Here is a 13344-nt window from a genome sequence, read left to right on the forward strand (position 1 = left end):
CCGGTGCGGATGCGGAGCCGGGCGCAGGGGCCGGGCGCGGGATCCGGTGCGGATGCGGAGCCGGGCGCAGGGGCCGGGCGGGGAACCCGGAACACCCCCGACCACCCCCTGCACCCTCACCTCCTGTCACCTCTCGGCAGTACCGTGTCACCCATGCGCCCCGACACGCCTGCCGAAAACGTCGACCACACCGCTGAGGCCACCCGCTGGGAGCGGACCGCCGACCTCTATCCCGAGGACGCCGAAGCCCTGCTCCTGCGGGCCGCCGCCCACCGCGAGCTGTCCGGCGACCGCCCCGCCGCGACCGCCCTCTACGACCGCCTCCTCGCCTCGGACGCGGCCCTGGACCAGCCGTACCTGGTCCGCGCCCTGAAGGCCTCGAACCTCTGGGAGTACGGCCATGAGGCGGAGGCCCGCGCGATCATCACCGGCATCCGCATGGCGGCCCCGCGCGACCCGGCTCCCTGGGTGATCGTGGCGGAGTCCCTGGAGGCGCACGACGAGCTGGAACAGGCGCACGAGACGTTCACCCAGGCGGTACTCCTCCTCCTGACCGGCCCCGGGCCCGGCACCTCTCCCGCCGCCGACGGGCCGAAGCCCCCGCGCTCCACCCACCCGCTCCTCTTCGGCCGCCACCGCGTCCGCAGGATGCTCGGCGCGGCGCACGACGAGTGGGACGCCCTCGCGGACACCGTCCACACCCTCCCCATCACCCTGGACGAACTCCACGACCCCAAGCGCGTGTGGTCCCTCGGCTCGGAGAACCCGGCGGAGCTGGAGGCGGAGATCGTCCGCCTGCGCGCGGAACTGGGCGCGTACCGCGAGGCGCTGTCCCGCCCGTTCCCGGTCGCGGTCCTGCACTGGCCGGCGACGGAGCTGGCCGAACTGACGGCGGCGTACCCCTCGCTGGCCGAGGAGTACCCGTCCAACGACGCCCACCTGGCGGCGATAGAGGCGGACCTGCGGGAACTCGCCTCCTCCGGCACCGGGAACCTGGGCATCGTGACGGGCACGGTCCCGTCGTACGAGGCCTTCGCCGCCTCTGAACTGTCGTCACCCGCCGACCCGGCCCTGCTCCCCCAGTACGCGACGACCCTGGCGGCACGCGGCCGGGCGGTGGCGTGGCCGCCGGAGCAGACGGCACCGTGCTGGTGCGGTTCGGGACGGACGTACGGGGAGTGCCACGGCGCCGACTGAGCGACCGGCTGATCACCAGTGCGCCCGTCCGCCGGGATCCGGCGGACGGGCGCGGGTGCTGATGCCTCCGTCGGCTACTTGGCCAGGAAGGCGAGCAGGGCGTCGGTGACCTCCTGGGCGTGGGTCCACAGCAGGCCGTGCGGGGCGCCCTCGATGACGACGTACTCGGCCTGCGGGAGAGCCTGGTGGAAGGGCTCACCGGTGGCCTCGATCGGCAGGATCCGGTCGGCGGTGCCGTGCAGGATCAGCGCCGGTACGTCGACCTTCCCGATGTCGGTACGGAAGTCGGTCGTCCAGGTCGACACGCAGGCCAGCGAGGCGTACCAGGAGGCACCGGCGGCCACGTTCCAGCTGTTGCGCAGGGCCTCCTCGCTGATCCGGGTGCCGAGGTTCTCGTCCAGGTTGTAGAAGTCCTGGTAGAAGGCGCTGAAGTAGGCGTACCGGTCCTCGGTGACGGCCTGCTTGATGCCTTCGAAGACGCTCCCGTCCACGCCCGTGGGGTTGTCGTCGGTCTTGAGCAGGAAGGGCTCCAGGGAGGCGAGGAACGCGGCCTTGGCGACCCGCGCGGACCCGTACGTACCCAGGTAGCGGCCGACTTCGCCGGTCCCCATGGAGAACCCGACGAGGACGGCGTCGCGCAGGTCGAGGGTCTCCAGGACCGTGTTCAGGTCGGCGGCGAAGGTGTCGTAGTCGTAGCCGATGGTCGGCCGGCTGGACCGCCCGGCTCTGGTGGAAGCCGCCGGATACGACGTCCTGGTGCTCTGGCAGCGCCCGGCGAAGCTCATCACCGGGACGGAGGTACGCCGCCGGTGGCGGGCCTCCCTGCCATGGGACCACATGGTCCCCTCCGGCACGGCGGAGGTGATCCGGGCGCTGGGCGTTTGACCTGTGGTTATGGCGGAGGAGCCGGTGGCCCGGAGGGCGCTTCTCGGCGTGGCGGCGGCCGCGGGAACCCGGCGGGATCATTGGGACGGCCTGCGGTGGCTCCGTTGGGCGGCAGCACTCACGCGGCAACGGTACGAGACCTCTCGGAGGCCACCACTGCGCGCCGCCACGCCGGCCAACAGGTCGGAACGAATACATGGGAGGAAACTCCTGGCCCAGGGTCATGCTCTCCACCGCCCGGCCGGAACCGGATCACATGCCGGGCATGCACTGCGACGATCTCCAGGCTTTTCGTTCCAACCGCACGCAGGCATGCCGTATGGCCACGACCCCGCCGATGCCCTTCGACTCGGCCCTGCACAGCCCGTGCAGACGTTCCCACACATCCTGAGCACCTCAGCCGGGAGGCGTCGCGTCTCCTGACCCTTCCCCGCACCACAAGCAAACCTCATCCCGTGCCATGAAGACGGGCTCTTGGAACACGTTCAACCGCCTGACCAGGAGATTCTCCGCTCTCGCCGAGCACCGCCCAACGGAAGAATCCGGATCGCCCCCAACCCTTCCGTCGGCCGGCAGAATGCTGGTGTGTCCGGTGCTGTCCCCTCCTCGCCCAGCGTCTCCGCCCGTATGAGTCGCCAGAACTCCCGCGACACGGCTCCGGAGGTGGCGGTGCGGAGGGTCCTGCACGCCGCCGGCCTCCGATACCGGGTGAACGTACCGGTGCCCGGCATGTCTCGACGCACGATCGACATCGTCTTCCCCAAGGCCAAGGTCGCGGTCTTCATGGACGGCTGCTTCTGGCACGGATGCCCCCGACATGCGACCAGCCCGAAGGCCAACGCCGAGTGGTGGCGGGCCAAGCTCGACAAGAACATGGCGCGGGACATCGAGACGACCGAGCACCTCACGCAGGCGGGCTGGACGGTCCTTCGATTCTGGGAGCACGAACCCGTCACGGACATTGCCCTGCGCATCACGGCCGCTGTCAAACCACGACCGGAGGATTCCGAGCAGACGTGAGACAGGGACAAGGACCCGTGGGGACGCTTCCACCCTTTTTGCCCGGCCGGGGCCGAGCAGTAGGACAAGTTACGGGATCGTTCCGTTTGACAACGAGCACCACTCATAGTGTGTAGACAGCGTGAACACGGAGTGCGGATTCACGCCGCCGAGCCCATGGGGGAGCTGGCGGCTCGATGAACAAGAGCGGGGGCGGTCGATCTCATGGCCGGAGACTTTGACGCGAAGTACGAGACATTTCAGGCGCTCCTGGAAATGTTTCCTCCCTCGGAGGCAGTGAAGCGGCTGGAGCTCCTCGGGGTCGAGCAGGACGTCATCGACCAGATCCGTGCGCGGCACGAGGAGCAGATGATCCGCATCAAGGAGCTCGAAGAGCCCCATGCCGTGGTCATGGGCAACCGCGACACCTGGTACACGGGCCCTCAGGCCAAGGACAAGTGCTGGCCCGCGATCACCAAACTGCTTCGCAAGGACGACTGGCCCGAGCCCGTCATTCAAGATCTCGACGACTCCTCCACCAGGGTCGTCTCCCTGCTCAATCACCCCAAGGAGAAATCGTTCTCCACACGGGGCCTGGTGGTCGGCTACGTGCAGTCCGGCAAGACCACCAACTTCACGTCCGTCATGGCCAAGGCGGCAGACCGCGGATACAAGCTCTTCATCGTCCTGGCCGGCATCCACAACGGGCTCCGGCGTCAGACCCAGACTCGTCTGGTGCAGCAGTTGGTCGAGCCCAATCCCTCGATGTGGTCTCAGCTGACCGGTCTGGACAAGGACTTCACGCCGCAGGAGAACCCGGCCGGCTACTTCGGGAAGAGCAACAGGACACACGTCCTGTGCGTGGTGAAGAAGAACGCGACTGTTCTTCGCAAGCTCTCACGGTGGCTGGCCCAGGCGTCCGAATACCTGGAGGACTGTCCGGCGCTCATCATCGACGACGAGGCCGACCAGGCCACGGTGGCAACGAAGTCCATCAATCCGCTGATCCTCAGCATCATGAGCAGCCTGCCCCGCTCCGCATACGTCGGCTACACCGCGTCCCCGTTTGCCAACCTCCTGATCGATCCGAGCGCCCAGGACCTCTACCCGCGCGACTTCGTCGTCAACCTGCCCAAACCCGCCGGCCACTTCGGTACCGAGGTGCTCTTCGGTCGCTATGCGCTGGACGGCGAGGACCAAGAGGATGTCGATGACGGCTACGACATGATCCGCTCGGTCCCGACGGACGACGTACCGTGCGTTCGCCCCGAGACCAAGGCGGATGTCGAGGGCTTCGAGCCCGTGATCACAGGCACCCTGCTCCGGGCCATCGACTACTTCTGGCTGGTCACCGCCGCTCGTCGTGTCCGTGGTACGGGCAATCCCCACAGCACGATGCTCATTCACACAAGTGTGAACACGTCCGTGCACAACAGCTTCGAGCGGCCTCTGGAGCACCTCCGGAAGAAGAGGGCCCAATCACTCACGGACGTCTCGGTCGTCAGTCGCCTCCAAAGGCTCTGGGAGAAGGAGACCGCTCGTGTTCCGGCCGAGGACTTCGGCGAGACACCCGTACCGTTCGACTCCTTACTCGCCCAACTGCCCGGTGTACTGGAGAGCTGTCGAGTGATCATGGACAACTCCAGCAGTGAGGATCGCCTCGACTACGAGAACGGTCCGGTGGTCGCCATTGCCGTCGGGGGCAACACTCTCTCCCGAGGGCTGACCCTGGAGGGCCTGTCGGTCAGCTACTTCGTGCGGGCGGTTTCCGCGTACGACACGCTGTTGCAGATGGGGCGCTGGTTCGGTTTCCGGAAGGGCTACGCCGATCTTCCCCGGATCTGGATGACCGACGAGTTGGCCGAGTGGTTCCGTCATCTGGCCACTGTCGAAACCGAGATGCGTCGCGACATCGACGTCTACATGACGGAGGCCGAGACTCCGCTCACTTTCGCTGTTCGCCTGCGCACCCACCCGGCGCTGCGGGTCACGGCTGCGGCCAAGATGCGTTCGGCTGTCACAGCCGCCTCGTCGTACGGCGGAAGGCGGGTGCAGACCCACTACTTCCAGACCAACGCCGAATGGCTTCGCGGCAACATCGATGCCGCCAGGGGCCTTGTCGAATCCTCCATGGCGAACGCCGTGCGGGTGGAGGAACGCTCGGCAGAGGGCCGGTTCATCTTCCGCAATGTTCCGCACGACGTCGTGACCGACTTCCTGTCCGCCTACAGGTTTCACGAAAAGTCGCCCGAGAACGACGCCGACCTGATCACCGCCTACATCCGCAAGCGAGTGTCGGCAGCGGGGTCGCTCCGTCGGTGGAACGTGGCCATCGTCGGAAACCCCGGCGGGGAGCCCTTCGAGTTCACACCCGGCGTGACCGTCGGACGCAGCGTTCGTGCCCGTCTCGCCGACCCCCTGGGGCCCGAGCACGCCGACATCAAGACGTTGATGAGCCGTCGCGATGCCGCGATCGATCTGTCCGGCAACGTGAAGCAGTTGGAGGAGAAGGACATCATGAGGGAGCGGCGGGCCCAACTCCCCGATACCGGGCTGTTGGTGCTGTACCCGATCGACAAGATGTCCGAGCCGAACCCGAGCAAGAAGACCCGCAGGCCGCTCAACGTCGAGGAACACGTCATCGGTGTCGGGCTGGTCTTCCCGGAGCCCCGCAACCAGGACAGCACAGTGGAGAAGTACATTTCCGCCGACTTGTCGGGGGTCCGCATCGAGGACGAGGACCTCAGTCTCCTCGAAGGCGAGGACGCGTGAGCGAGCCGGCCTTCCGACAGCTCGTCGAGCAGCACTGGGCTGCCCTGGAGGCCCGGCCCACGACGGGCGAGAACCGGCTCCGTGTGTCCCAACTGCCTGTGATGACGGACGAGGGCGCCTTGGCCGCAGCGGTCGACCACGAGGGACACCGACACCTGCTGGTTCCCATGAGTGCCCGCCTCGGACTGCGATCCGGGCTGGACGGCCCGGTGCTTCGTCTGCGCAAGCGCCCCTTGGAGGACGAGGACACTTACCAGACTTACGCCGATCTAGCGTGCCTCCGCGAGGACCTGAACGATCTGTTCACGAAGTTGTGTGTCGACGTGCTCACCACGGTTCAAGGACTTTCCGGCAATCCGATCAAAGTCCTCTATCGTGTCCTCGATCGATGGAAAGCACTCTTCCTGACCCATGGCCCCGGTCTTGACCCGGAGCAACTGGCCGGACTGTTCGGCGAGTTGATTGTTCTTGAAAAGCTCCTGCGGCACGACCCTGGAGCGCACCGTCTTTGGCTCGGCCCAAAGGGCCACCGTCACGACTTCTCGACAGGAGTCGACGCCATCGAGGTCAAGTCCGCCGTCGACCCGAGCGGCCGCAAGCCCCGCATACACGGCCTGGGCCAGCTGGAACCTCCGGCCGGTGGAAGTCTCTGTCTCGTCTGGTTCGGCCTGCATCGCGTGACGGCGTCCGGAGGCGGTACCGGTTTCGTGGATTTGGTGGAGCGCGTCCGGCGTCGGTGCGACGACGAGAGCGCGGTACTCGGCCTTCTCGCCGAAGCCGGCTACCGACATTTCGAGGTGGATCGATACCGAGATGTCCGATTCGGCATCGGTGAGGAGATCTGGTTCCCGGTGGGGCCGGGCTTTCCCGGGCTTACGAATAGCGCGCTCGACGCCGTCGGACTCCCCGTTTCCGTGCTCGATGTCGAGTACACCATCGACCTCTCGGGAAGGGGCCTCGCCTTTTTGACATCCGACGAGGTGTCACACATGACCGAGCACATCGTTCAGGAGTCGGAGTGATGGAGCCGAGCTGGTACTCCCAGCCCTACCCCCCGGAGGGCGCCAGCGCCGCCGAGGGGATCCGTAATCAGCTCGGGCGTCCCGAACTCGATCTTCTCACGATTCTGGTCCGGGAATCCGCCCAGAACAGCTGGGATGCCCGTGACCGACGCTCTTCCCAGCCAGTCGATTTCAGCATCGACATGTGGGGCGTCGGCCCGGCCCACGCCGGGACCTGGCGGACACTCCTCCGGGCCGGTGCTCCCACGAGCACCACGAATTTCCCGCTGCGCGGCACGCTCAGAGAAGACGTCATTCGTGTGTTGGCCGTCTCCGATCGAGGTACTCGCGGCCTCGGAGGTCCGACCCGCGCCAACGACGCGATCGGGGACGAGCGGGATTTCGTGTCGTTCGTTCGCAATATCGGCGAGCCTCGGGACACATCACTCGGTGGCGGCACGTACGGCTTCGGCAAGGGCATCTTCTACTTGCTCTCCCGGCCGGGAACAGTGCTGGTGCACTCCCGGTGCCGCACCCCGGGGGGCGGCTACGAGACCCGCCTCATCGGTTGCGCTCTCTGGAAGAGCTACGTGACCCCCGAGACCGGGAGGAACCGTCGCTACACGGGACGGCACTGGTGGGGTGACCCGTCCGGTGACGTCGTCGAACCCCTGGTGGGGGCGGAGGCCGACACGGCGGCCCAGCGCCTCGGCCTCCGACCGTTCGCGCCGGAGGAGACCGGTACGACCGTAGTCGTTATCCACCCCAATCTGGACGAGCTGTCTCCTTCTAAGGCGGCCGATTATCTGGCCGACACCATCGCCTGGCACCTGTGGCCCAAAATGATCTCTGTGGACGGCAAGCCCCCCACGATGCGCTTCTCCGTCACCTGCGACGGCGTTCAACACCCGGTACCGAACCCTCGGGACACCCGTCCTCTGAACATGTTCGTCGCCGCTTTCGAGGAAATGAAGGGTCCGAACGGCCGCGACCTCGAGTGCCGAAGTCCCAAAAAACACTTGGGCCGCATCGGTCTCGTCAAACGCATCATGCCGGAGTTGGAACGGACCCGCGCACAGCAGATGCTGAACATCGACGACCTGATTCATCACGTGTGCCTGATGCGACCGGCAGAACTCGTCGTCACCTACCGGCCGGGGCCCAAGCCATCCAGCGCGCTTCAGGGCTATGCCGGTGTCTTCCGCGCGGACGAGGCAATGGACGATGTCTATGCCAAGGCCGAGCCTCCCACTCACGACGCCTGGCATCCTCATTCACTGGACCGACCCGAGAGCACCTACGTACGGACCACGTTCCGCCGTATCGACGAGACCCTGAACGGCTTGTTGTCACTCGGCGGAGGCACCCGCCCAGGAGCCAGCAGCGTGGCTCTAGGAGCGGCCAGTTCGTTCTTCTCCGGTCTTGTCGGGGGAGCATGGGGAATCGGTGGCGCGACCGACTACTCCAAGCCGGGCAGCACTGCCACCCGCTCGACCGACGACGAGGCGGGAAGCAGCGGTCGACGAGGGGCGAAGAGCCGTCGTACGTCGAAGCATGGCTTCGGCACTGCGTCCGTCGACGACGACCGGGCGCCCGCGGGCATGACGGGTAGAGCGGGCGGATCTCCGAACCGCCGCCCTCGTGTGCAGTACGTCGGCGATCCCTACTACGACGAGCACGAGGAAACCTCCGTACTGGTCCAGGAGTTTCGGCTGCCCGTGCTCGGAACGCAGCGAGTACGCATCGATCTCGCCGTCACCCTGTCCGGTGCGGGTGGACGTGAGACGGATCCGCCGATCGGAGCGAGCATGCCGACACTCGTCGGCTGGGAAGACGAGACAGGGCGTCTCCATGACGAGGACCCCTGCGTCGTCGAAGGCGGAGATGCTCTCTGGCGTGCCCTTGTACAACCCGCGCCCGACACCATGACTGAGATCGACATCAAGGTCGAGGCGGTGGAGGAGTCATGACCCGCCGGGTGCTCCCCTACCGTGTGCCAACCGACGACGTTCTCGTGGTCGAGCCGTGGCGCTTGGTCGTGGAGGACGGCGAAGTCCCCCTGCCCGAGGCATTGCCGGACTGGGACTACCAGATGAACCTGCGCGTACGCAGGACCGTCCACGTCGATCAGGATCGGGCACGCCGCGAGTCCGGGCTTCCCCCGGACGCCGCCCTCATGTTGTCGGCCGCCTGGACGGCGACCGGGTCGAACCTCAGCGGTCCCGCTCAGCAGATCAGGCTGAGCGGAGCCGAAGAAAGCCCGATCGAGTTCGACTTCCGCCTGCGCAGCACCGACCTCGGCGGGCTACTCCTTCTGGATACTGCTCTCCTGCTCGCCGAGCGCTGGACCGACGCTCGGCCGTCCTCTCCTCGCACGGCGGGCTCCGTGCTGTGGAGTGATCGACGAGCCGTGCGCCTCCAGGGCGACGCACCGCAGTTCCCCATGGCGGTGATCGACTTCGCCCGAACGTCCTTCCCTGACAACGCAGCCTGGCACCTCCAGATCAGTGGCGGGTTGGAGAGCGCGACCATGGGATCGTTGCTGCTCCTGGTCAACGAGCAGAACACCGTGACCACCACCGCATTCCAGAAGGCCGCCAAGTCGAGCACTCTGGATCGCATCGTGTTGTCCGCCGTGTACGCGGACGCAGCACGCGTCATGGTCGAGCACGCTCTGAGCCACGACGACTTCAACGATGACGCCGACTTCCCCGAGGGGTCGTTGGGTGCCACGCTGTTGAACCTCGTCGACCAGCTCTTCCCCGGGCAGTCGATCACTGACATTCGCCTCCGCCAGCGGCAATCCCCTGCTCTGTTCGCTTCCGATCTGCAGGCGTCCGTCAGAATTTTCGAGGTGCCGTGATGAGCTTCCTCTACCCTCGCCTGCTGGCGGAACAGGCGAAGCCGCTGTACGACGAGTACCGTGATCTGACCGTCACGGAACTTTCCCAACGGGTGGCCGTGACACATGAATCCGCCGTGTACGTCGCCACGGGAGGCGACCGAATTCCCCCGGCCCGACTGAAAGAGTTGCGGGAAAGTGTTCTCGACCTCGCCAAGCAAGCTGGTTTCCCCGAGGAATCCGATCGCGCGAGCAATGCCGAGTTCGACCTGAAATTGGCGGCTCTGCTCCACTCCCAGATGGGCATGGTGCCTGCCGAGGCCGCTTCCCGGGACGTCTGGGTATTCCTCGCCCTGGCCCTCATGCCGGATGTCGCCATCTGGCGCTACCCGAATCCCCCGCGGGACCGTGTCCTCGGAACGGACCTGACCCGGCACGTCTTCGGTCGCCTCTGGTGGCGGGCCCAATTGGTTCGCTCACCTGAGGAATCGGACCCGTATCACGCGCTACGCATTCTCGGGGAGGCCGCCTTCGACCAGATCTACGCTCGCCGTACCGCTCTGGGCGGCAGCCCTCATCTGGTTCGCGCCATCCTGCGTGTCTGGAATGAACTCGACCTGAGCGGGCTTAACGATCGTGAAACTCTTCGCGACTTCCTGAAACGCCTTCTTCGACTCGCGCCGTTCGTCCTCTTCGATGGCGTTGAAGAAGCCCCCCTGGACAACGAGTTGCGCGCCGTCGCCCAGGAGTCGATCGATGCGCAGCGCGGAGCGCCGTCAAGCACCCGGGACGCAGTAGCACCGGCACACACCCCCGACTCCGCATCGCCCAGCTCCACGCTGCGTGCTCGGGGCGTCGAGGCCGCCCAGGAGGCGGAGCCCACTTCGCGTGCGGCAGTCCGACGCTTCACTTCGGTCGAGATCTGCGCCGGTGCGGGAGGCCAGGCACTGGGGCTCGAAGCCGCCGGCTTCGAGCCTGTCGCGTTGCTCGACAGCAAGGCCGACGCATGCTTCACCCTTGACCTCAATCGTCCCGGTTGGGACATCATCTGCATCGACGTGGCACAGTTCCAACCGACCGAACGTCCGGAGGTCATGGGGATCGATCTCCTCAGCGGAGGCCTCCCCCGAGTGAAGTCACTCGCAGCGGCCGCTCGCGACGAGGACTTCGCGGAACGACGGGTACTCCGGGCTGCCGTCGATCTCGCCTGCAAAATCAGGCCTCGCGCCATTCTCTTCGAGAACCTCCCCGACCTCGTCGAAAGTCCGGAATTCGAGTCGGATCGCGTCTGGATCGGCGCCGAGCTGGAGCAAAGCGGGTTCCGTTGGAGTTGGAAGGTTCTGAACGCCGGAGACTTCGGAGTACCGCAGAACCGCAGGAGCGGCTTTCTCGTGGCTCTGCAGACCCCCTACTTCTCGGGGTTCTCGTGGCCCGTGCCGAGTGGGGCACCCACTCCCACCGTGGGCGAGGTCCTGGGCCCTTCCATGGCTTCCCGCGGCTGGCCCGGAGCGGGGGCGTGGGCCATGAACGCCAATCGCGCCGCGCCCGCACTCGTCGGTGGTTCCGACCGTCGGGGCGGTGCCGATCTCGGCCCCACGGGAAGCAAGAAGGCGTGGGCCTCACTGGGCGTGAACGGCAACAGCCTGGGCGACGAGCCTCCAGGGGAGGACTTCCCACTCGATGGTCAGCCGAAGCTCACCATCGAACAAACCGCCATGATCCAGTCCTTCCCTTCCGATTGGGCGTTTTCCGGAGGAAAGACGTCCCGTTACCGCCAGGTGGGCCACGCCATGCCGCCGCCCCTCGCGACTGCCGTAGGCCGCTCCATCGCCGTGGCGCTACGCGGTTAGGATCACCTACCATGCGCACGTCCCGGCCGGCCGCCCCCGACCCCATCACTGTCGTTGATCTCTTCAGCGGTTGCGGGGGCTTCACGCAGGGCTTCCACGACTTCCGCCCATCGGGCTCACTCGATGACGGTCCCTTCTTCCGCAGCCTCGCCGCCGTGGAGCACAACGCTGCCGCAGCAGCCACGTACGCGGTCAACTTCGGCAGGCTCCGACCTGACGACCAGGTGCCGCCCTCCCATGTCCACCTCGGCGACATCGAGGAATGGGAGCCGACCGCCGAAGCCCTCAATGCGGATGTGGTGGTCGGAGGTCCGCCCTGCCAAGGGTTCTCGGCGCTGAACCGCGAGAAGAAGGGCAGCGAACGCAACCGCCTCTGGGAGGACTACGTACGCATCGTCGCTCTGGTGCGCCCCAAGGTTTTCGTCATCGAGAACGTCGATCGTTTCCTCAAGTCGGACGAGTTCAGGAATCTACTGAGCGAGGTCGAACACGGGGGTCGCCTGGCCGACTACCGATTGGTCGACCCTCCGGGCCACGAACCGACCGACGACGCCCACGAGACAGCGAAACGCTACCTGCTCAACGCGGCCGACTACGGGGCACTCCAGGCGCGCCGCCGAGCCATCGTCATCGGTGTCCGTCGGGACACCGAGACCGGACGTTCCATGTCGTACCCGCTCAAACAGCGCGTCCGTCGACCGAGACTCCCCACGACTGCTCACCGCGCGCCACTGCTGGAGGGCATGGGGGGCGAGGTCTCCTACTGGAAGCCGGTCGACAGTGTCTTCGACGAGACGTCCCAGCGCAAAATCCTTGGAACCGAACTGCCGGACTACAAGGAGTTCGTCCCCGAAATAAACTCCATCATTCCTGGAATCTTCACCACGAACGATCTCCACTTCGGCCGCAACCCCGAACCGATTTCACAAGCCCGATACCGAGCCATCCCACCCGGCGGGAACCGCAAGGACCTTCGTGGAAAATACTACACCCTCGACGAGACCGGGGAAATTCACATCTTCTCGGAGAAGAATCCTGCCGGCGTGAGGACTCCGGTCGAGTACCTGTCCACGAAGAGTTGGGACGACCACAACACCGGCACGGGTGACGTCATGGGCAGGATTCGCCGGGGCCAGCCCTCTGTGACCATTCGAACCGAATTCTACAAACCTGAGAAGGGGCGATATCTTCATCCGGAGGAAAACCGCCCCATTACTCACTTCGAAGCCGCCCGCATCCAGGGGTTCCCACTCACCTTCCGCTGGTGCGGCTCAAAGACCGAGATTGCCAAGCAGATCGGCAACGCCGTCCCCATCCCCCTCGGCAAGGCCATCGCCTCAGCGATTTACACCTTCCTCCGAGGCTGAGGGAGCACCACGGGCTGCGTCAGAAGGCGTCGCGAATCCCCCGGGCCCCACTGAACTCTTCTCGGTAACGCCTCGTGACGTTTTGTGATCTTCGTTCAGGCGGTGCGGTCGTGCTCGAGCTGGAGCAGGACGAGGGCGGCTCGGGCGATGCGGGTGATGGCCGAGGGGTCGAGGCTGACCCTGCGCAGGGCCTTGAAAGTGACCTTCAGCAGGGCGTTGGCACGTTCGGCGACGGCGTGGACGCCTCGGATCACGGCGTTGAACGCCTGGTCGGGCTCGGCGAGTTCACCGCCCTTGGGCTTCTTGACCGGGTGACGGAAGCCGGGCCCGGCGTTCTCGTAGCCGAGGTCGGTCAGGGTGGGGACGCCCAGGGTGGCGGCGAGCCGGTTCAGGGCGTCGACCAGTCCGTGGGCCCGTGCGCAGGTGGTGTC

9 protein-coding genes and 1 pseudogene are annotated in these 13344 nt (G+C 66.2%); 8 read left to right on the forward strand and 2 right to left on the reverse strand.

Features of this window, described 5'->3' with window-relative positions:
* Positions 1-153 precede the first annotated feature (153 nt).
* Positions 154-1197, forward strand: a complete 1044-nt coding sequence (locus tag B9S61_RS35355) for an SEC-C domain-containing protein (protein ID WP_103545829.1) — start codon at positions 154-156, stop codon at positions 1195-1197.
* A 74-nt stretch (positions 1198-1271) separates the two neighbouring features.
* Here B9S61_RS35355 and B9S61_RS35360 read toward each other — a convergent pair.
* Positions 1272-1919 (reverse strand): annotated as a pseudogene (locus B9S61_RS35360) (alpha/beta fold hydrolase); the annotation flags it as partial.
* 790 nt (positions 1920-2709) lie between these two features.
* Here B9S61_RS35360 and B9S61_RS35365 point away from each other — a divergent pair.
* The 7 genes from B9S61_RS35365 to B9S61_RS35395 all read left to right on the forward strand — a co-directional run bounded on the left by B9S61_RS35365 (position 2710) and on the right by B9S61_RS35395 (position 12913).
* Positions 2710-3102, forward strand: a complete 393-nt coding sequence (locus B9S61_RS35365; protein ID WP_103545830.1) for a very short patch repair endonuclease — start codon at positions 2710-2712, stop codon at positions 3100-3102.
* 204 nt (positions 3103-3306) lie between these two features.
* Positions 3307-5853, forward strand: coding sequence for a Z1 domain-containing protein (locus B9S61_RS35370; RefSeq protein ID WP_103545831.1), 2547 nt, complete (start codon positions 3307-3309; stop codon positions 5851-5853).
* On the forward strand, positions 5850-6875 hold the full coding sequence (locus tag B9S61_RS35375; RefSeq protein ID WP_103545832.1) for a PD-(D/E)XK motif protein: 1026 nt from the start codon (positions 5850-5852) through the stop codon (positions 6873-6875). Before B9S61_RS35370 ends, B9S61_RS35375 begins: the two co-directional genes overlap by 4 nt.
* The gene (locus B9S61_RS35380) at positions 6875-8824 is read left to right on the forward strand and encodes a hypothetical protein (protein ID WP_103545833.1); all 1950 of its coding nucleotides are present in this window, start codon (positions 6875-6877) and stop codon (positions 8822-8824) included. Before B9S61_RS35375 ends, B9S61_RS35380 begins: the two co-directional genes overlap by 1 nt.
* Positions 8821-9717 (forward strand): hypothetical protein, encoded by an 897-nt coding sequence (locus B9S61_RS41835; RefSeq protein ID WP_219819997.1) that lies wholly within the window; start codon positions 8821-8823, stop codon positions 9715-9717. Before B9S61_RS35380 ends, B9S61_RS41835 begins: the two co-directional genes overlap by 4 nt.
* Positions 9717-11546, forward strand: a complete 1830-nt coding sequence (locus tag B9S61_RS43375) for a DNA cytosine methyltransferase (RefSeq protein WP_219819998.1) — start codon at positions 9717-9719, stop codon at positions 11544-11546. The genes B9S61_RS41835 and B9S61_RS43375 overlap by 1 nt, the downstream gene beginning before the upstream one ends.
* An 11-nt stretch (positions 11547-11557) precedes the next feature.
* Positions 11558-12913 carry a DNA cytosine methyltransferase gene (locus B9S61_RS35395; protein WP_103545834.1) on the forward strand — a complete coding sequence of 452 codons (1356 nt, stop codon included), beginning with the start codon at positions 11558-11560 and terminating at the stop codon, positions 12911-12913.
* A gap of 95 nt (positions 12914-13008) precedes the next feature.
* On the opposite strand, the gene B9S61_RS35400 is transcribed toward B9S61_RS35395, so the two are convergent.
* Positions 13009-13344 (reverse strand): transposase family protein (locus B9S61_RS35400; RefSeq protein WP_146064862.1); only part of this gene is annotated, 336 nt, incomplete at its 5' end.

Origin of the sequence: Streptomyces sp. SM1 (assembly GCF_002910825.1) — a bacterium.
Lineage (GTDB): Bacteria > Actinomycetota > Actinomycetes > Streptomycetales > Streptomycetaceae > Streptomyces > Streptomyces okerensis.

What these genes read in the sequence shown, in the direction of transcription:
- B9S61_RS35380 (WP_103545833.1), top strand. Translation starts at nt 6,875, where the DNA reads ATGGAGCCGAGCTGGTACTCCCAGCCCTACCCCCCGGAGGGCGCCAGC.
- B9S61_RS41835 (WP_219819997.1), top strand. Translation starts at nt 8,821, where the DNA reads ATGACCCGCCGGGTGCTCCCCTACCGTGTGCCAACCGACGACGTTCTC.
- B9S61_RS35365 (WP_103545830.1), top strand. Translation starts at nt 2,710, where the DNA reads ATGAGTCGCCAGAACTCCCGCGACACGGCTCCGGAGGTGGCGGTGCGG.
- B9S61_RS35370 (WP_103545831.1), top strand. Translation starts at nt 3,307, where the DNA reads ATGGCCGGAGACTTTGACGCGAAGTACGAGACATTTCAGGCGCTCCTG.
- B9S61_RS43375 (WP_219819998.1), top strand. Translation starts at nt 9,717, where the DNA reads ATGAGCTTCCTCTACCCTCGCCTGCTGGCGGAACAGGCGAAGCCGCTG.
- B9S61_RS35395 (WP_103545834.1), top strand. Translation starts at nt 11,558, where the DNA reads ATGCGCACGTCCCGGCCGGCCGCCCCCGACCCCATCACTGTCGTTGAT.
- B9S61_RS35355 (WP_103545829.1), top strand. Translation starts at nt 154, where the DNA reads ATGCGCCCCGACACGCCTGCCGAAAACGTCGACCACACCGCTGAGGCC.